An 18,763-nucleotide genomic window follows, 5' to 3' on the forward strand; every position below is an offset into this window, starting at 1 on the left:
ATTTTCGCTGCCCTCGGTCTGTGTCCTCACAGACCGAAATATTTCCACCAAACTTGTTGAGTCAAAATAGTATAACAACGCTGGTCTGTGAGGACATAGACCAGGGAGACTTCACTCTCAAAGTGAGACAATCCGATCAAAAATATTCGTTTTTAACCAAATTTAGCCCTGGTCTGCACTTTGCTTTACTCGTGTAGATAAAGTAAGAGGCGTATGTTAATGAAATTCATTCTTGAAAGATTACCATTAAAGTACCAGGTTCAGTACATAAAAAATAAGGCTGTCTACCTGGGTATGCGTAGCAACAAAGACAGGCAATTCCATCTTTACATGCTGGGAAAACAAATAGCAGAGATTTTGTTTGAGGACGATGATGAGAATAAAAAACCCGAGAGCTTGGTTTGGCTCCCGGGTCTTCAACAATTAGAAAGTCATATTGAGAGGGAGTTTAAATCCTCTACTTTCAAATAATTACTTTTTCTTCAATGCTTTCAGCATGGTGTCGCCAATTTCGGCTGGTGACTCTACTACGTAAATACCACATTCGCGCATGATAGCCATTTTTGCTGCTGCTGTATCTTCAGCACCACCAATAATCGCACCTGCGTGACCCATGCGTCTGCCCGGAGGCGCTGTTTGGCCTGCAATAAAACCAACAACTGGTTTCTTATTGCCATTCTCTTTGATCCAACGTGCGGCTACTGGTTCGTAGTTTCCTCCAATCTCACCGATCATCACGATCGCTTCGGTTTCAGGATCATTCATCAACATTTCGACTGCATCTTTTGTGGGTGTTCCGATAATCGGATCGCCACCAATACCAATGGCTGTAGTAATACCCAGACCTGCTTTCACGATTTGGTCAGCGGCTTCATAGGTAAGTGTGCCTGATTTGGAAACAATGCCGATGGTTCCTTTTTTGAAAACAAACCCAGGCATAATACCCACTTTTGCCTCCCCTGGCGTAATAACACCCGGGCAGTTAGGGCCTATCAATGTTACATTTTTACTCTTGATATATTTTTTAGCCAACATCATATCCTTTACAGGGATACCTTCGGTGATGGCAATAATTACTTTGATGCCTGCATCGGCAGCTTCCATAATGGCATCTGCAGCAAAAGCCGGGGGAACAAATATGATAGTTACATCAGCGCCAGTTTTGGTAACAGCATCTTTCACGGTGTCAAATACAGGCCTGCCTAAGTGCTCGGAACCACCTTTACCTGGGGTTACACCGCCAACTACATTTGTACCATATTCTATCATTTGACCGGCATGGAAAGTACCCTCAGAGCCGGTAAAACCCTGAACAATTACACGTGAATTTTTATTAACCAAAACGCTCATAGTGCTGATTTTAAGTGTCCACAAAAATAGGAGATTCTGTGGGCAGAGCAAGAAGGATGAAAATCAAAAAGGCTCCTTTCGGAGCCTTTTTATTGGAATTAATTTTGTTTCGGTTGTTTGAGATTCTTTCTGTACATGAACTCTTCAAATTCTGCTTCAAAAGAAGGCTCTAATGCTATTGCCTGCTTGTAGGCCGTTATGGCATCTACCAGTAAATTGTTCTTTTCGAAGAAATTAGCTAAAAAGTACTTATTGATAGCCGTTTCATCCAACACAGGACCAAGCTCAGTTAAATCTGACTTAACTTTATTATAGTCATCCGTTGAAAGCTTCTGTATCATTTTAACTGAAGAAGTCTGCTTAGGATCGTTCTTTGAACTTACGCGAACCATAATGGCATTCAGGTCTTTATCTGAAAGATTGGGTTCAGTAAGGTTGATTGTGTACGACTTAGCGTCTGTTTCGTATTTAGCCAACACATCTTCAAACATATTTTGAAGTTCGATTACGTATGGACCTTGTACTTTTTCAGATTCCCAGTTAATAATCACCTGATCGCCATAAACGCGTGAGAATTGATTCTCAGGTAAAAGCAGATCAATAGCGCCATCGCCAGTACCACGCGTACGGTGCACCGCTCCTGTAGCGCTTAGCCTGTTCTTTTTAGCTTCGGCAGAATTGCTGCTTAGGATGAAGTCTGTATACTTATTCATTACACTGGAACCAGTGCCAACATTTTTTGCTAAGTCTGCCACTTTATGGGTACCCTGGCTTTTCAACTCAAGCATTTTTCCTGTTGTGTGACGTAAACCCAAGTAAGCATTTGGCTCCAGTTTAATCTCATCTGTAGCCTTCAGTGTTGCACCGGTCTTAACTGGTTGCCAGGTATCACCTGTCTTTACCTCGTTGTTACCCTTATTAATCATTACCTGAAAGGCATAATCCTGCGCCATTGCAAAATGGCTGAAGACTGTCATGACAAGTAAGAGAGTCCATTGTTTGTTTTTCATGGTGTTGTTTTTATTGTTAGTCTTTGTGTCGTTTAATACTGATTTCCCTGCTAAGGGAACCCAACATGTTAAAATAACGGCCTAAATATTTCCCCAAATATAGTGTCCAAATCTGTTTTACAAGCGAATTATACAGCTCAAATCCTGTGCCAACCACCGCCAAAGCGCCCAAAGTTGCCGTTAAATTCAACTTTACGTGGAACCAATGGAAAAAATACACCATTAGCAATGACAAAATAATAATCTGAAACAACTGCATAATGATACTGAGTCCATCAAACCATAGGGGTATCTTTCGGGTGATATAAAAGAACAGGGCCACATTAAGCATACATACTACAAAGGCAATGGCATACTCAATCCAGTCTTGCGTTTCAGTGATGTAATCTTCATTAAGGATCATAGAAATAATGTTGGCGTGCACTACCAGCCCGTACATGTCTGGCCTGGACTTGCCTGCAAATTTTTTGTTGAGCGGGGTGAAAAATTTATCATCCCAGGAAGTGTCGTCAAAATTTTCACCCAGAAAACCCATCAGTACAATTTTATCTTTGATGAGCCCGGATACGAATTGATTGGTGTCTAGTGCCTGATACCAATCTAATGTGAAATAACGACCAGCATATTCTGAGGCACCATGCATATCAATAATGTTTCCTCTATAGTTAATTACTTCAACAGAATTATTTCTTTCGAGAAAACGCTGTGTTTTTATGGGGTCAAAAATCATGGCTGTACGCACGGAAAAGGCCAACTCTTCTTTGCCGTTTACTGTCATGCGCGGATTAAAACGTCTGCAGGATTTTAAATCTTCCTGATGCTCAGCATCTGTTTCCAAATTGGCATAACCCTCATACGCACCTGGCCTGAGAATTTCCATGGTATGTTCAAGGGAGTCAAAAATATCGATGTCACCACCATATCTGTTGTACAGCGAATCTGATTGTAATAGTTTGGTCACCATCACCACGTTGCCTGCATTGGCAATGGCCTCACCCAAAGGACGCTCGCGTAAAGTATCGTAAGCGATCGGGCAATTAATAGAATCAGTAAAGCCTTCGGGACAATTATAGAAAACATCTATCGCTATTACCTTAGGTTTAAACCTGCTGATGTTTCTGATCTGCTCCCCTACTTCTTCACTGGAAAGCAAGCCCGTGTTAATAATTAAGATGTTGGTATCAATTTCAGGATCTTCTCTCAGTTTGGAAAAAGTAATGTCTGTTAATTCTGTATCGCCCAAAGCCTGACCAATGGGGTCAAACACATCTAATACACCAAGTTGCAATATATTGGCAATACCATAGAGCACGGTAAAAACAAATGTTGAGCAGAGAATGACTTCCAGCCAAAAGTTTCTTACCTTTTTTTCTTCTGTCATAGAGAGAGGGTTTTAGTAAATTTAGAGATTTGCATCAAACCAGCATACTAAATTTGAAAAAGCGTTTAACTCTTCCGGAATTAACCAGTGGCATTTTAGCTGGCAACAGGGTTACACTCAGTAAGGCTATTACCTTGGTTGAAAGCGCCTTGCCTGAAGATGAAACCATGGCAGCCGATCTCATGGAAACATTATTGCCACATACAGGCAAAGCATTGCGAATCGGCATTACCGGAGTACCCGGTGTTGGTAAGAGTACTTTTATAGAAACCTTCGGCAACTATTTAACTTCAATTGATAAGAAGCTCGCTGTTTTAACCATAGACCCCAGCAGCCAGCTTACTCATGGTAGCATATTAGGAGACAAAACCAGAATGGAGACGCTTTCTAAAAATCCAAATGCCTACATCCGCCCCAGCGCTTCGGGTAGTACTTTGGGTGGTGTGGCTCATAAAACCCGCGAGGCTGCCTTGCTCTGTGAGGCCGCGGGTTTTGATGTTATCATTATAGAAACAGTAGGTACTGGTCAGTCAGAAACCGCAGTAAAAAACATGGTGGATTTTTTCCTCTTGCTGATGTTAGCGGGAGCTGGTGACGAACTGCAAGGCATTAAGAAAGGTATAATGGAAATGGCAGATGCTCTTGTAATTACCAAAGCAGATGGTGAGAATAAAAAGAAAGCCGCCATGGCTGTGGCCGACTATACGCATGCCTTACATTTATTTCAGGCACCAGCCAGTGGTTGGACAGCCAGGGTAATGACTTGTTCGGCTCAGGAAAATGAAGGCATCGCAGCAGTTTGGGATGCCATTCTGCAATATGAAACACATACAAAATTAAATGGTTACTTTTTGCAGAACAGAGAAGAACAAAATAAGACCTGGCTCTATGAATGCTTCAACCATTTATTGCAACAAGAAGTGAAAAGGTCACAAACACTTGGTAAACACATTAATGATCTGGAGCAAAAAGTTGAGTCCGGTGCGATGTCGGCCTACCAGGCCGCTAAAATCATGTTAGAAAATTTTAAGAAGATGTAGGCTTAGCTCCTTTAAAGGGACAATGCCTGCAACCATTCTTACAGCAATAGCCTCTTTTCAGATGATAGGCTTCTGTAAACACCATTAATCCATTCTCCCAATAGAACATGGGCATGTTAGTGTCATTCGGTTTGTTATTTTTATCTTTTTTGCTCACAATCAAAAACAAAGGTATGCCAAATTCAGCAGCTTCCGATTCACAACAAGAATCAGCACGCAGGGGAACTGAACCGGCATACCTGTTTATTTACTAATTAAATACAAATCCATTAGGCCCTCTGCCCGCTGCGAAGCTGTCAATAAAGCTACCATCAAGATTATAGCGGTATACTTCTCCATCGCTGGCAAAACCTTTAGCATCACCTATATAAATGATATTGGTGTTTTGATCTATGTCTAGTCCGTAAAAACCTGTCGCACTGGCTCTTGTAAATAATGGTTCAGCAGGTGCAACAGTGGCAGACGTTGCCAACTTATACACTGATTTTCCTGAATAATAGTAGAGCACATTTTTTGTTTTGTCAGTAACCAATTTTGCAGGAACATTACGATTGAGTTCAATTGTCTTCACTACTGCCTCAGTAGATGGATCTATCTGCACCAGGGCACCATTATTCTCCTGGTAATCACCTCCGCAAACTACCCAAAGTTTGTTTTGCGCATCCAGTACAAATTCTCCTGGCGATGAACCTACCTCTATTGTCTTCACAACGGCATCGGTTGTGGTACTGATTACCGAAATGGTATTGGTAAAATTATTCGATACAAAAATTTTATTACCTACAGCGATAACATGTTCAGCACCAAAGTCTGTTGTAATGGTTTTGGTTACACTATGTGTTGCCAAATCTACTACGGAAACACGGCCCGATTCTGAGAAACTTACCCATTCTGTTAAATAACCCTTGCCACTGGCTGCAGCAAAATACCTTGGCAGTTTAACATTGTTTATGGTATGGAGTGCCTCAAAAGTGTTGACGTTTACAATCTCAACTTTATTGTCGTTGTTCACCACAATGTAGGCTTCGTCACCCACCACAGTCATGGATTGAACAACATCGCCCAGAGCAAGACCATCATTGACAAGACCAAAGATATCTTCAGTGGTTGCTTTCGTGTTTGGATCAAAGAAGGAAACGGATCCGTCACCCGCCATAAAATTCCCTTCATTAATAACAAGCACACCATTATCAAAATCGCCCTTGGGGCCATTGTCGCTTTCATCGCAGCTTACAAATAAAAATAAGCTCGCTAGTAGTACTACAAAAAAATTCAAGTACGTTTTTTTCATTTTAATTGATTGTTTAAGTGTATAGAGATACTCATTGAAAAATTGCGACCCGGCATCGCATGCTTTGCAAAATTTTCATAGTAGAGGTTGAAAAGGTTATTCACCTGCACACGTGATGTCAGTAAAATTTTATTCCAATGCCATTCTTTAAAAAGTTCAGCATCCATGAGGAAGTAGGCATTCAAAGCTTGTCTTTTACTATTCTCGAGGGAAATAAAGCGCATACTGGTATAGTTATTACGCAGCATAATTGTCCATCCGGGATGGCTCGCACTTAGCATTAATCTACCTGAATGAATAGGCACATAGGGAAGCTGCTTACCAATGCTTGATCCATCTATGCCTTTTTCATTGATCGATTTTGTAAAACTGTACGAGAGTTTTGCGTTCAATTGGCTTTTACCCAGTTGTGTGTTTATTGCCAGATTACTTTCCAGACCATTAATATTTACTTCCTGAAGATTAATCGGAGCCCAGTTACTGTTTTCATTGGGTAGCCACACAATCATGTTTGTTGTATGTGTTTTGTAATAACTGATTTCAGCATCCAACTTCGTGTGCGCAATCTGTCTTGCCCAATTGATGCCTGCTTCAATTTGCCAGGCATCCTCTGCGTTAAGGTTTTGATTACCCACCGGCAACCAGTATCGGTCATTAAGTGTCGGAATTCGAAAGGCCCTTGCAGTTTGTCCACGCAAATTCACTTTGCTTACTTTTGTTTCATATAATTTTACTTCTGTTCCGAGAGAAGGAGCGAAAGGTGCATAGCGTGCATCGTAAAAGGTTTGACGCAAATTGATACTTAGTAACCACAGTGGATTGAGGCTATATCGGAGGGAGGTAAATGCATCAAAGCGACTTTCTTTTAAATCTTCCGGATAATTAGCTCCTGTTGCTTCATATTGTGTTGCACTTCCGCCCCAGCGCAAACTCATTTTTTCGCTTAACTGCTTATCTACATTAATCAAAGCTGCCCATTGATTGGTGCTGATCAGATTGCTTTCATCATCGGTATATTCCTGCTCATCACGAATGTGCGCTACTGTGGCACGCATAACACCCAATGCCGAAGCAAGATCATAGTGCAAGGCAAATCTCAGTTGCTTATTATCCAGTGTTTCGTTAGCACCAGTATTAGTTACAGTTGGTTGATTATGACGAAAGTTGTGTGCATAGATTCCTTCAATTGAAACCTGCTGTGTTTCATTTATCTTATAAGCTATTTGTTGTCGTACACCTTCATTTGATACCGCTGCGTTTTCCTGTTTCCGTGCATAGCCAACAGCGGGCGAGTTGTAGGGGAAATCATTTTCAATTTTAAAACCATAGAGGCTGGTAGCAAAATTCCATTTAGGATTGCCTCCATTAAATTTAATTCCGCTGGCCACACGTCCAAAACTACCCAGTTGCTGGTAGAACATGGTGTTAAATCCTTTGGAAAAAATGACAGTTTTACTTTTTAGTGATACACTCCCTCCTATGGCATCAGTGCCAACCAAGGCACTACCGGCTCCATATTGTATGAGTACTTCATCAAACAAAAACATGGGCACAATAGAAAAATCAGTTTGCCCGAGCGTGGGTGAGTTAACATTGATGCCATTCCAAAGCACTGCTGTTTGTGAAGCCGTTGTGCCCCTGAAGCTGATCGTGCTCAGTTGTTCGTTGCCATAATTTTTAAAATACATTGAAGCCTCATTCGCCAGAGTGCTTGCCAAAGTCTGCACTGTATTATCAAGGGACAATACATTCACTTTAGCACCTGTAGCATAAGGTGTTATGCGGATTCCGTAAATTTCTACAGGCGCGAGCACAGTTGTGTCGCTCTGTGCACGCAAATGCGCAGCACAAAGTACAAGCGTACAAAGCATACCCAATCGCAAAACCATCATCGTTTAGTTGCGACAGGTGGTAAACCAGAAAAGTCTGAAAGCAAAGCCTTCGAACACCCCTGACCTTTCACCCGAAAGTCAAAAAATTTATTAATGATTACGGCAGGTCTCCTGGCTCGCCTACTACTAACGCCTTCCCAAGTTGATGTTACCATCCACACAGTGGCTATGATTGTCAGTAGCATTTACCAGACTACAGATAGTCCGGTATTGGCTCACAGTTGCGGGGACAGCTTTCGTATTACACGAAATTCCCTTTTAATCTTCAGAGCCTGTAACAGGTTGAAGAACCGCGAATCGGCTGCAAATATAGAAAGCTGTTATTCAAAACAAAAAAGAAGTCAAATACTTTATAGTATTCTATGTGTAACAAGTTTTAATATTGCACATGCGTTTTTGTAGCCTGCTTATTATAACTCTAATGGTCGCTTCATGCGGCAACAAGAAAAACCAGAACAATACTTTTGTTATTGACTCTACTTACACAAAGTATGCTAAGGGTTTTCGTATCTCCCATAAAGAAAACATTACTCAGGTTGAGGTTATGAAACCTTATCAGGGATCAGCAGAGATTTTAACGTATTGGTTAATTGATGCTTCTGCAGAAATTCCTGCACATGAAAGTCATATCAAAATCATTAAAACTCCCACTAAAAGTATTGTCTGTACCTCCACCACGCACATTCCATTATTAGATTATCTCAATGAAAGTGCAGCATTGGTTGGTTTCCCTACAACGGATTATATCAGCTCTGAAAAAATGCGCATCAGGATTGACAGCGGCTATGTTACCGATCTGGGGGTTGATAAAGGACTTAACATTGAAAAGCTCGCCTCACTGTCACCTGATATGGTAATGGCTTATACCATGACTGGTGATTATGGGCAATTTAAAAGCATAGAGGACTTAGGAACACCAGTGGTTATGAATGCCGAATACCTGGAAGAACATCCGCTGGGCAGAGCAGAATGGATCAAGTACATGGCTCTTTTCTTCAATAAAAAAGCAATGGCTGACTCCATCTTTTCCGCTATTGAAGAAAACTATTTGCAGACTAAACAAAAAGTGGATGAACTTGCCCAGTCAAAACCAACAGTTATGAGTGGCATTGTATATGGCGATGCGTGGTTTATGCCTGCTGGTCAAAATTATGCTGCTAAACTTTTGCGTGATGCTGGCTTCCGTTATTTGTGGAGCGATGATTCCACCACTGGCTATCTGCAATTACCTTTCGAGCTTGTCTATGATAAAGCCAACCAGGCAGATTACTGGATTGGCGTTGGTTCTTTTAAAACCCTGAAAGAAATAGAAACAAGCGATAAGCGTTATGCAAAATTCAATGCTTATCAACGCAAAAATGTCTACACGTATAATGCACGCATCGGAGCCACGGGCGGCAGCGAATTTCTGGAGCTCGGCTATTTAAGACCTGATATAATCTTGCAGGATCTTGTAATGATTGGACACCCTCAGTTGCTGACTGGCGGTACATTATTCTTTCATAAAAAGTTAGAATAAGCTTCTTACTGATGTCGTGATGAGTCATGGTACTGCCAGAGCACATTCACAATTTTCCACTCACCATTAAGTTTTGTCAGATGCATGTAATCAATCCATTCATCAGCGATTAACTTAACGGAGGCAGTTCTATCAGATACATCCAAGAGCTTCACTTCCTTCTTGGGCACAGGTGGAAATTTATCTCCCTTCGTATTATATCTTTCCGCAAGGATCACCATGTTCTCTGCAAAATATTCCGATAAATACTCTTTTTGCGTTGCCTTATCTTTCCAGAATGTTCGCTTCACCATGCGCGGATGCAGTGCCTGATCCATTTGTTTTGGGTTAGGCTTATGTTGCGACTCCAGATAATCAAGGGTAATTCGAGTAATGTCAAGTGAGTCTTGCTTCGATTGGGCTTGGAGTAAGATTGATGTGATTACCAAAGAAAAAGTCAGCGCTATTTTCATATTTATCTATACTTTCAGACAGCAAACGAAAAGATTAGCCCAAGGTTATTATTCACATAACATTAGTCAGCTCAACAAAGAATTTTACCTATTTTAGCACGTTTATTTTGTTAAAATCCATCATGAAGTTTCAGAAAATCAACAACATTACCGGTTGGCTCGTATTTGCTATAGCACTCGCTACATATTGGCTTACCATGGAGCGCACGGCCAGTTATTGGGATTGTGGCGAATTCATAGCCGTATCGTACAAATTGGAAGTTCCACATCCACCCGGGGCACCGCTATTTCTACTGATCGGCCGATTGTTCTCCTTTCTTGCCATGGGCGATGTTACCAAAGTTGCTTATTGGATAAATTTCTCAAGCGTGCTGGCCAGTGCCTTTACCATCATGTTCTTGTTCTGGTCTATTGTTCTTTTTGGTAAAAAACTTTTAAAACTTGGCAGCCATGATGAGCTCACCGACTCAAATACCTGGTTATTGATGGGTGCTGGTCTGGTCGGTTCTTTGGCTTATACTTTTTCCGATACTTTCTGGTTCTCTGCTGTTGAGGCGGAGGTATATGCCATGTCTTCATTCTTCACGGCCTTTGTTGTGTGGGCTATGCTTAAATGGGATGTCATCGAAGATGAATCAAAAGCAAACCGCTGGCTCATTCTGATTTTCTATATGATGGGACTTTCAATCGGTGTTCACTTATTGAACCTGGTGACCATTCCTGCACTTTCATTGATTTATTACTTTAAAAAGTATAAGCCCAGCCTGTGGGGAATAGTAAGCACCTTGTTAATCAGTCTGGTGATCATTTTCTTCATTAACTCAATTGTTATCCCTGGTCTTCCTTCATTTGCGGGTAGTTTGGAGATCTTCTTTGTAAACTCTTTACGCTTGCCTTTCAACTCAGGCATTATCTTTTTCATTGTTGCCTTATTGAGTGGCTTGATCTACGGCATTTATTATTCACAAAAGAAAGCAATGCCTCTGCTTAACACTTTCTTGCTTTCTTTTGCCTTTATCTTGATTGGTTATAGCTGCTATACCATGGTTGTGATTCGCTCAAACTACAACCCGCCTATTAATCAAAATGATCCTTCTGACCCGATTGGTTTCGTTAGCTACTTGAAGCGCGAGCAATATGGCAGCAGACCACTGTTAAAAGGTCAGTACTATGATGCGAAACCCATCGAAGTGGTAGAAGGAGAGCCTGTTTATAAAAAAGGGAAAGACCGTTATGAACTTGTGGATCGTAAAATTTCCTACAAGTATGATCCGAATCGCACTACCATACTACCCCGTATCTGGGTTAGTGATGCCAAGAAAGAATACGAACAGATTTTAGGTCTGAAAGAAAATCAAAAACCAACATTTGGCGACAACCTTCGCTTTATGTTCAACCACCAGATCAGCTGGATGTATATGCGTTATTTCATGTGGAATTTTGCCGGACGTGAAAGCGACATTCAAGGTGCAGACTGGTTAAGACCAACCGATTGGTTTGAAGAATTGCCGCAAGCATTAATGGAGAATAAGGGTCGTAATAATTTATTCCTGATTCCTTTTATTTTAGGGTTGATCGGTATGTTCTATCAATTTGTTAACGATCAAAAAAATCTGGCTGTAGTCGGTTTGTTATTTATCCTGCTGGGGGTTGCCTTGGTTATTTACCTGAACGGACCACCAAGCGAACCCCGCGAACGCGATTACATCTATGCAGGTTCTTACTATGCCTTCTGTTTCTGGATTGGTTTCGCAGTGATTGCTATCGCTAAAACTTTTGAAAAAATATTTAAGAGCCTTACTCCGGCTACCATACTAGCCACACTCTTAGGATTAAGTGCACCTACGATGATGCTGGCGCAGAACTGGGATGATCACAACAGAAATCATCGCTACTTCTCGGTAGACTCTGCCTATAATTATTTGCAATCTTGTGCACCAAACGCTGTACTCTATACTGGTGGCGATAATGACACTTTCCCGCTCTGGTATAATCAGGAGGTTGAAGGCGTCAGAACAGACATGCGCGTAATTGTATTGAGCTACTACAATACGGATTGGTATGTTGGGCAATCCATGCGTCAGACATATGAGTCACAACCACTACCCTACACGCTTACACTGGATAACTATCGACAAGGTGGCCCTAACGACTACCTTCCTTATGAGGATCTGGGTATAAAAGAAATGGACCTGCATCAGTTTTTAGGTCTGTTGAAAAAAGATTACAAGGGATTACGCTTATATCCGACAGCCAACGTAGTGCCTACCCGGGAAATAGTGCTGAAGGTAGATGTTGCGCATGTACGATCGCTGGGTATCGTTCCGCAAGGATTTGATAGCTTGATTGTGCCTGAGATGAGATTTAAACTCAAGGGTGGCGGACTCGAAAAGAAAGACCTTGCTATGCTGGACTTTTTAGCGACCAGCAATTGGGAGCGTCCTATCTACGTAAACATGACTTCGCTTGATCAATTCAATGTTGACTTAAGTCGTTATGTTATTCAGGAAGGTAATGCATATAGAATTCTGCCTATCTTCAATCCCAACCCCCGCATTGAGTTAGTAAACACGGAAGTCAGCATGGAAAACATGCTCAAGAATTTCCGCTATCGCGGCCTGGATGACACCCGTGCTTATTACAATCAGGATTACAGAAACTTTGTACTTAACCACAGAAGCTCTTTCGCATCGCTTATTGATGGTTTATTACTGGAAGGTAAAACAGCACAAGCACGTGAGGCCGTTATGTTCTGTTTCGAAAAAATGCCAGACAAAACAATTCAATATGATCATGTGAATGCCCGTTTGGTTGACGTGCTTTTTGAAGTGGGTGAAAAAGAGAAAGCCCTGGAGGTAGTGAACATCATGTGGCCTAAAGCCGAAGAGATGACCATGCACCTTGCGGCCAAACAAGATTTCTCAAGAGAGTTTCAAATCAGCTATGCTGTACTCAATGAATTACAACGTGTTCTTTATAAGTACAACGAAGCTGAACTTGGTAAAAAAGTTGAGGAATCCCTTGAGCGTCTCAATAACACGCTCAACATCCGAGACACCGACAGATCTGATTTCTAATCCGCTATTATAGCGAGAAGGGCAAATTCCGGATTCAAATATGATTGAATCCGGAATTTTTATTTACGGCAAATCATAAACAGATCAAGTGCTTCGTCAGCCTTGTCTGTCTCCAGGTAATCGCTGTGGTGTATTTCCTTCACTAAGCCCTGGTCCTGATGCTGAAGTTTATTCCTGTTCCATCGGTTCATTAATTCATATGGAATTCTTAACAATGAAGCCGGCAAGCGGTATTGCAAATTCAAAATATCAAAGCGGGTAATACGCGCAACCGATTTTTTGTTCTCCGCATAATAGGTCATTACTTTTTCATTGCCGGTAATACCCTTCATCTCAACTGCATTGAAATACTTTTCGGCAAGCTGTTTTAGTTCATTTGCCAAATACTCGCGCACATGCCACGGATTTCTGGTTAAGGACATTTTCCTGTTAGGGGTGGTGATCAATGCCACGCCCCCTGGTTTTAAAACACGGTGTAATTCCTTTAAAAAGAGCGCATCATCTTCAATATGTTCAATGACCTGAAAGGTGATGAGAACATCATAGGCATTATCTTTCAACTCGCCCAGCGGTGGGATATTCATGGACAAAAACCTGCCAGTCGGATACTTTAACCGAAGTTTAGCTAAAGCACTTTCAATCTTATCTACAGCAGTAAATGAGCTTGATTTAGGCAGTACCAGATCTATGCCGCGCCCTTCACCACAGCCCACCTCCAGCACATCACCCTTTACAAAGGGTTGAGCGGCAACATAAGCCTTAAATAAGCGTTGGTGTATAGGGTTATCGGATAAGAGATTATCGGAGGTAATTTCGGTGGTAAAAATCTTAGCCATTGCCCTGTTTATTAATTAGAAGTTCGCAAAATTAATCGAAGCACTGATCATATTTAACTGATTTGACCTTAATTTGCTATATGAAGCGAGTACTGCTATTTATGCTGTTGTGTGGCTACTACCTGCAGGCACAACCCCTACAAAACATCAATTACAATTACCTGTACGACCCCGAAATGACTTTTAGCTTTTCCTTGAATGTGTTTAACAGCACAGAGGACAGCGTGAGCATTGTTTACCAACTGAATTTACTTGATCCTGCTGATACCATTAATCATTACCTGATCACCTGGGAAGTCCGTAGCTCTATAAGCACAAAGGAAACGGAGGCAATCCTTCCTGCTCACCAATATATTATAGATAAGCATCATGTTAATGGTACATTTCAGCTGCCACGATCCAGCAATATTCTGGCAGCCAAAGTCATTAATACAAAGATTAAGGTTGCCTGGTATTATTTTAAACCACTTGACCTCACAAAGTTTGCAGATGGATATTTACTGAGCCAAACCAAAGTTGTAGCCAATAACGTAATCCCTACCGGTGAAAATGTAACCATAAGACGACCTGGCCGGGTTAATCAATCATTCGTTTATTTCTATAATGAAAACTTTCCTGCTGCTACACCTGCATTTGCTGAAGAGCAAATGGCTGTCAGTGCCGTAATGCGCCCTGATTCAATAGTTGAATTAAGTACCAATACCTTTACAACTTTTGCTGATGGATTATACCTGATCCAATCCGATTCACTCTCCAAACAAGGCATTTCATTGCTAACCAATAGCGACTATCCGAAATACCGGAAACTTGAAAATCTTGTAGGCCCTTTAACTTATATCACCACAAAAAATGAGTATGACAGGCTCAAAAATAGTATTGGCGATAAAAAGACTTTTGATAAGATTATTATTGGCATTACCGGAAATACGGAGCGTGCTAAAATCTTCATGCGTAATTACTATAAACGTGTTGAGCTGGCTAATCTCTTTTTCAGTTCCTACAAAGAGGGTTGGAAAACTGACAGAGGTATGATATACATTACCTTTGGACTACCTAACGCTGTTTATAAATTCTCTGACCGCGAAGTGTGGGAGTACGAAAATGTACTTGCTCCGAAAATTAGTTTTACTTTTGTACGATCTTCTTCTATTTTCGATCCTGACAACTACGTATTGGTACGTAAGAAAAGTTATCTGGATACCTGGCTGCAGGTAATTGACTTGATAAGAAGTGCCCGCTTTTAATAACGAAATTTTACTAAGTAACTTCATTAATTCAAAAAAGAATCCAGCATGGACAAAAAAGATATGATCTACGGAACACGGGCAGTTATTGAGGCTATCCGTGCTGGTCGTGAAGTAGAAAAAATAATGATTCAGACAGGTCTCTCTAATGACCTGATCAAAGAGTTGATGGCCCTTGCCAAACAACATAATGTGCCAGTGCTCTCTACACATGCCGATAAACTTAAACGCTTATCAACCAAAAATCATCAGGGTGTTATCAGCATACTTTCAGCGGTAAGCTTCGCTTCACTTGATAATATCATTCATAAGGCTTACGAAGAGGGTCGCGATCCCTTTTTGTTATTATTGGATCGCGTTACTGATGTTCGGAATTTCGGAGCGATTGTGAGAACCGCAGAGTGCGCGGGTGTTGATGCCATTGTTATTGCAGAAAAAGGAAGTGCCCCGATTACCAGCGATGCTGTAAAAACATCAGCAGGGGCTTTAAATCATATGCCGATTTGCAGAGAGAAAGACTTGAAACACACGCTCAAGTTTCTAAGAGAGAACGGTATTAAACTAATTGCTTGCACAGAAAAGGCTGCCAATACTTTTTATCAGCTTACACTTACCGGACCCATTGCCATTATTATGGGTTCTGAAGAAGATGGTATTTCCGATGTCTTATTGCGTGATGCTGATGATTTAGCGGCCATTCCTTTAAAGGGGGAAATTGGCTCACTTAACGTCTCCGTAGCTGCCGGGGTAGCTATGTATGAAGTTGTAAGGCAAAGAGGATAATACTATCTTTATGATATGGTTATTCGACTAAAAAAGAAAACATCCAATAAGTCATTGAAATCAAAACTTAAAATGGCATCACCGTCAGTTAAGAAAGTTGATTGGGATAAGTATGTCGGTAAAATACAAATACCAGTAGACGCTCTTACTTATCAAAAAAAAATAAGAAATGAGTGGCCCAAGTAATTTTCTTGTTGATACCAATATTATAATACTAGGACTAAAGGGCAACATTGACGTCCGTAATGCACTTGAAAATAAGAATCTATTCATCTCAGTAATTACAGAGATTGAACTCAATAGTATTCCTTTTAATTCAAAAAAGGATGAAGCATTAATGACTGATTTTATAAGTAACTGTTTTGTCTTAGAACTTGATTACGAAATTAAGCGACAAACAATAGCCATTCGAAAGAAAACAAAAGCCAAACTCCCTGACGCCATTATTGCAGCATCAGCCCATGTTCATAAACTCCCACTTTTAACTGCTGACAAAGGCTTTACCAAGATTCCAGATATCGATATTTTTCTATTCTAAAGATATCACTCCTCCTTCTCTAATTTTCGGAGTCGTTTCTTAGCATCTTTAAATGCTTCATCTTTTCTGCCTGATCGTTTTTTCACTTCCTTAAAATAATAACGCGCCTCTGTTTTCTTTCCCTCCTTTTCAGCAATTTCACCAAGACTGATTAATGAATAGAGATAATAACCAGACTCTGTTGCACCTACTCTTTCAGAAAACATTTTAGAAAGCAGATAATATTTTTTTGCCTCCAATGGCTTTTGCTTTGACTCATAAATCTGACCTAAAAAAAATGCAGCATAACGTCCACTAGTTGCTTCATAGCCTAGCATACCACTGTCAATACGTTCAAGAATACTTTTACATACAGGTTCAGCTTGTGTAAAGCGACCTGCACTGTACAAAGCCCTGGCATTATATCGGTGAAAAAATGGGTTGTCAGGATATGTTTTATTCAGGTAATCACTTAAGTGCAAGGCTTCTTGTTTATTATTCTCATAACTATTTTGAATACTCATCAACCACACCATTGCCTCAGTTCTCGTGTAGAATGCATTGTAAGAAACTTCGCGAAGCTGCTTAAGGCCAAGTGCCTTATCACCCTTTGGGAAAAACCACATGATCGGTTTGAGTGATGCATAATTTTCAGGCACCCATACAGAGAAATAATTATAAAGTGCATCTCCGAAAAGCAACTCAGGGCTAAGGGAGTGATAACCCTTGCTCATTTCAAGATAGTTTAACGCTTGCTTACCGGCAGCTGCGGCTTTTGTCCAGTTTTTTCTTTCCTCTTCAGAGTACAAACGCCCTTTAAATCCATAAGCCGCGGCTAAAAAAAACATAGATTCTACTTTATAGGCCGGATGTTTTTTAAACAAATTCTCAGATACCAGAATGGTGGTGTCCATGTAGGCCAGGAAGGTTTCATCATAAGCTTTGTTGGTCAAGTCCGGCATTATTTTCCACCACTCGATCAAGCCCATTAAAAAATAGGGCAAGGGATGCCATTTATATTTTTGCTTAAGCCACAAAAAGCGCTTTTCAGCCTGCTCAAACTTGAAATTATAGAGGTCGTCCAATGCCTGTGCGCAATACAATTGCACAGTCAAATCCGACAAAAGAATAATTGTTGTATCTTTTTTTGCCTGAACTTGTGCCTGAGCAGTATTTGTAGCGACCCATAGGCAACAAATAGCAATTAAGACCAAGAATGTTTTAGTACTAGCTCTATTTTTCATGTTACATTCTGCTGAAAAGATATGAATTCAACCTCAACAAGCGAAAACCCTTTTTACGCGGCTGATAAACGCGTTTTGTTTCTCTTGCTTTGCGCCTTTACCCTCCTGTTGCTCTACATCAAGAAAGCCTTTATAGAAAACGAAACTGCCGCCTTTGAGTTCCTTCAAGATCGGCCGGAAGGCATGGTTTTACAAGTAATTAGTGGATTACAATACCTTTCTATCCCGCTAATCTACCTTTGGAAGTTTACTGTAATAGGCTTTATCCTCTGGATTGGCTGTTTCATGTTTGGCTACCGCATAACTTATGCACAATGCTGGGGGATAGTAATGGCTGCTGAATTTGTTTTCCTTATTCCGGAACTACTTAAAATAGGCTGGTTTATGTTTATCGATACCGACCCGGATTATTATACCATCAGGGGATTCTACCCCCTGTCGCTCATGCAGTTTTTTGATTATACAGCAATGGATAAGCGCTGGGCCTACCCGTTACGTGCCCTTAACCTCTTCGAAATTGTATATTGGTTTGCGTTGGCCAATGGGGTGCATTACTTTGCCAGGAAAGAGAAGCGAATTGTTTGGTGGATTGTTGCCTGTGGCTATATCCTTATCTTCCTTTTATGGTTAGTCTTTTATGTGATCGTTTATAAGTAGACCTGTTAGCTGCTAGCTCCTAGCTTCGAGCCGCTAAGCTAACTGAATAAAGCGGGCACGAATTATTGAGGTTAAACAAAAAAAGCCCTTTCAGTTGTTTCCTGAAAGGGCTTTTGAATAAGTGTGTTCAAACTACACTTTGATTTCTACATCAACACCGCTAGGCAATTCAAGCTTCATTAATGCATCTACAGTTTTAGCGCTGTTAGAGTAGATGTCTACTAAACGCTTGTAGGTACACAATTGGAACTGCTCACGTGCCTTCTTGTTTACGTGTGGTGATTTCAATACTGTGAACTTTTCTTTCTCAGTAGGAAGAGGAATAGGACCGCTTACTACAGCGCCTGTTGCCTTTACCGCTCTTACAATCTTCTCAGAAGATTTGTCAACCAGGTTATGATCGTAAGACTTTAGTTTGATTCTAATTTTTTGGTTCATAATGCTTTCGTTCAGGAAATCGTCTAAATCCT

At 40.9% G+C, this 18,763-nt stretch carries 18 protein-coding genes and 1 riboswitch; of the genes, 8 read left to right on the forward strand and 10 right to left on the reverse strand.

The features are described 5' to 3' along the window. Positions 1-219: 219 nt before the first annotated feature. Positions 220-471, forward strand: coding sequence for a hypothetical protein (locus ACO1XM_RS15000; RefSeq protein WP_486230419.1), 252 nt, complete (start codon positions 220-222; stop codon positions 469-471). On the opposite strand, the gene sucD is transcribed toward ACO1XM_RS15000, so the two are convergent. The 3 genes from sucD to ACO1XM_RS15015 form a co-directional block, all read right to left on the reverse strand. After that, a complete protein-coding gene (gene sucD, locus ACO1XM_RS15005; protein ID WP_486230421.1) occupies positions 472-1,350 on the reverse strand; it encodes a succinate--CoA ligase subunit alpha in 879 nt (292 codons plus the stop codon). It lies immediately after the preceding gene. A gap of 98 nt (positions 1,351-1,448) precedes the next feature. Next, a complete protein-coding gene (locus ACO1XM_RS15010) occupies positions 1,449-2,360 on the reverse strand; it encodes a hypothetical protein (RefSeq protein ID WP_486230423.1) in 912 nt (303 codons plus the stop codon). A gap of 16 nt (positions 2,361-2,376) precedes the next feature. After that, on the reverse strand, positions 2,377-3,741 hold the full coding sequence (locus ACO1XM_RS15015; RefSeq protein ID WP_486230425.1) for a CHASE2 domain-containing protein: 1,365 nt from the start codon (positions 3,739-3,741) through the stop codon (positions 2,377-2,379). Positions 3,742-3,794: 53 nt separating this feature from the next. On the opposite strand from ACO1XM_RS15015, the gene meaB reads away from it, so the two are divergent. Continuing rightward, positions 3,795-4,781 carry a methylmalonyl Co-A mutase-associated GTPase MeaB gene (gene meaB, locus ACO1XM_RS15020; RefSeq protein ID WP_486230427.1) on the forward strand — a complete coding sequence of 329 codons (987 nt, stop codon included), beginning with the start codon at positions 3,795-3,797 and terminating at the stop codon, positions 4,779-4,781. Here the strand turns inward: meaB and ACO1XM_RS15025 are convergent. The 3 genes from ACO1XM_RS15025 to ACO1XM_RS15035 all read right to left on the reverse strand — a co-directional run bounded on the left by ACO1XM_RS15025 (position 4,768) and on the right by ACO1XM_RS15035 (position 7,964). Continuing rightward, complete coding sequence (locus tag ACO1XM_RS15025) at positions 4,768-4,896, reverse strand: C1orf53 family protein (RefSeq protein ID WP_486230559.1); 129 nt, start codon at positions 4,894-4,896, stop codon at positions 4,768-4,770. The genes meaB and ACO1XM_RS15025 overlap by 14 nt on opposite strands. Before the next feature lie 135 nt (positions 4,897-5,031). Further along, on the reverse strand, positions 5,032-6,072 hold the full coding sequence (locus ACO1XM_RS15030; protein ID WP_486230429.1) for a DUF5074 domain-containing protein: 1,041 nt from the start codon (positions 6,070-6,072) through the stop codon (positions 5,032-5,034). After that, the gene (locus tag ACO1XM_RS15035; protein ID WP_486230431.1) at positions 6,069-7,964 is read right to left on the reverse strand and encodes a TonB-dependent receptor plug domain-containing protein; all 1,896 of its coding nucleotides are present in this window, start codon (positions 7,962-7,964) and stop codon (positions 6,069-6,071) included. Before ACO1XM_RS15035 ends, ACO1XM_RS15030 begins: the two co-directional genes overlap by 4 nt. An 84-nt stretch (positions 7,965-8,048) precedes the next feature. Further along, positions 8,049-8,274: riboswitch (cobalamin riboswitch) on the reverse strand. A gap of 111 nt (positions 8,275-8,385) precedes the next feature. Between ACO1XM_RS15035 and ACO1XM_RS15040 the strand changes: the two genes are divergently transcribed. Next, positions 8,386-9,483 carry an ABC transporter substrate-binding protein gene (locus ACO1XM_RS15040; RefSeq protein WP_486230433.1) on the forward strand — a complete coding sequence of 366 codons (1,098 nt, stop codon included), beginning with the start codon at positions 8,386-8,388 and terminating at the stop codon, positions 9,481-9,483. A gap of 5 nt (positions 9,484-9,488) precedes the next feature. Here ACO1XM_RS15040 and ACO1XM_RS15045 read toward each other — a convergent pair whose 3' ends face one another. Then, positions 9,489-9,935 (reverse strand): nuclear transport factor 2 family protein, encoded by a 447-nt coding sequence (locus ACO1XM_RS15045; protein WP_486230435.1) that lies wholly within the window; start codon positions 9,933-9,935, stop codon positions 9,489-9,491. A gap of 122 nt (positions 9,936-10,057) precedes the next feature. Here ACO1XM_RS15045 and ACO1XM_RS15050 point away from each other — a divergent pair, with 122 nt between their 5' ends. Beyond that, entirely contained in the window at positions 10,058-13,012 is a 2,955-nt protein-coding gene (locus tag ACO1XM_RS15050; RefSeq protein ID WP_486230437.1) for a glycosyltransferase family 117 protein, read from the forward strand. Between the two features lie 59 nt (positions 13,013-13,071). Here the strand turns inward: ACO1XM_RS15050 and ACO1XM_RS15055 are convergent, their stop codons facing one another. Next, on the reverse strand, positions 13,072-13,848 hold the full coding sequence (locus tag ACO1XM_RS15055) for a class I SAM-dependent methyltransferase (RefSeq protein WP_486230439.1): 777 nt from the start codon (positions 13,846-13,848) through the stop codon (positions 13,072-13,074). 80 nt (positions 13,849-13,928) lie between these two features. On the opposite strand from ACO1XM_RS15055, the gene ACO1XM_RS15060 reads away from it, so the two are divergent. The 3 genes from ACO1XM_RS15060 (at position 13,929) to ACO1XM_RS15070 (ending at position 16,413) form a co-directional block, all read left to right on the forward strand. Beyond that, positions 13,929-15,092 (forward strand): GWxTD domain-containing protein, encoded by a 1,164-nt coding sequence (locus tag ACO1XM_RS15060; protein ID WP_486230441.1) that lies wholly within the window; start codon positions 13,929-13,931, stop codon positions 15,090-15,092. Between the two features lie 48 nt (positions 15,093-15,140). After that, positions 15,141-15,875 (forward strand): 23S rRNA (guanosine(2251)-2'-O)-methyltransferase RlmB, encoded by a 735-nt coding sequence (gene rlmB / locus ACO1XM_RS15065; protein ID WP_486230443.1) that lies wholly within the window; start codon positions 15,141-15,143, stop codon positions 15,873-15,875. A gap of 169 nt (positions 15,876-16,044) precedes the next feature. Further along, on the forward strand, positions 16,045-16,413 hold the full coding sequence (locus ACO1XM_RS15070) for a type II toxin-antitoxin system VapC family toxin (RefSeq protein WP_486230445.1): 369 nt from the start codon (positions 16,045-16,047) through the stop codon (positions 16,411-16,413). 5 nt (positions 16,414-16,418) lie between these two features. On the opposite strand, the gene ACO1XM_RS15075 is transcribed toward ACO1XM_RS15070, so the two are convergent. Continuing rightward, on the reverse strand, positions 16,419-17,636 hold the full coding sequence (locus ACO1XM_RS15075) for a tetratricopeptide repeat protein (protein WP_486230446.1): 1,218 nt from the start codon (positions 17,634-17,636) through the stop codon (positions 16,419-16,421). A gap of 21 nt (positions 17,637-17,657) precedes the next feature. On the opposite strand from ACO1XM_RS15075, the gene ACO1XM_RS15080 reads away from it, so the two are divergent. Continuing rightward, positions 17,658-18,293 carry a hypothetical protein gene (locus tag ACO1XM_RS15080; protein WP_486230449.1) on the forward strand — a complete coding sequence of 212 codons (636 nt, stop codon included), beginning with the start codon at positions 17,658-17,660 and terminating at the stop codon, positions 18,291-18,293. Between the two features lie 132 nt (positions 18,294-18,425). On the opposite strand, the gene rpsJ is transcribed toward ACO1XM_RS15080, so the two are convergent. Beyond that, positions 18,426-18,731 (reverse strand): 30S ribosomal protein S10, encoded by a 306-nt coding sequence (gene rpsJ / locus ACO1XM_RS15085; RefSeq protein ID WP_127122767.1) that lies wholly within the window; start codon positions 18,729-18,731, stop codon positions 18,426-18,428. Positions 18,732-18,763 lie beyond the last annotated feature (32 nt).

This window comes from Chryseotalea sp. (assembly GCF_057350905.1).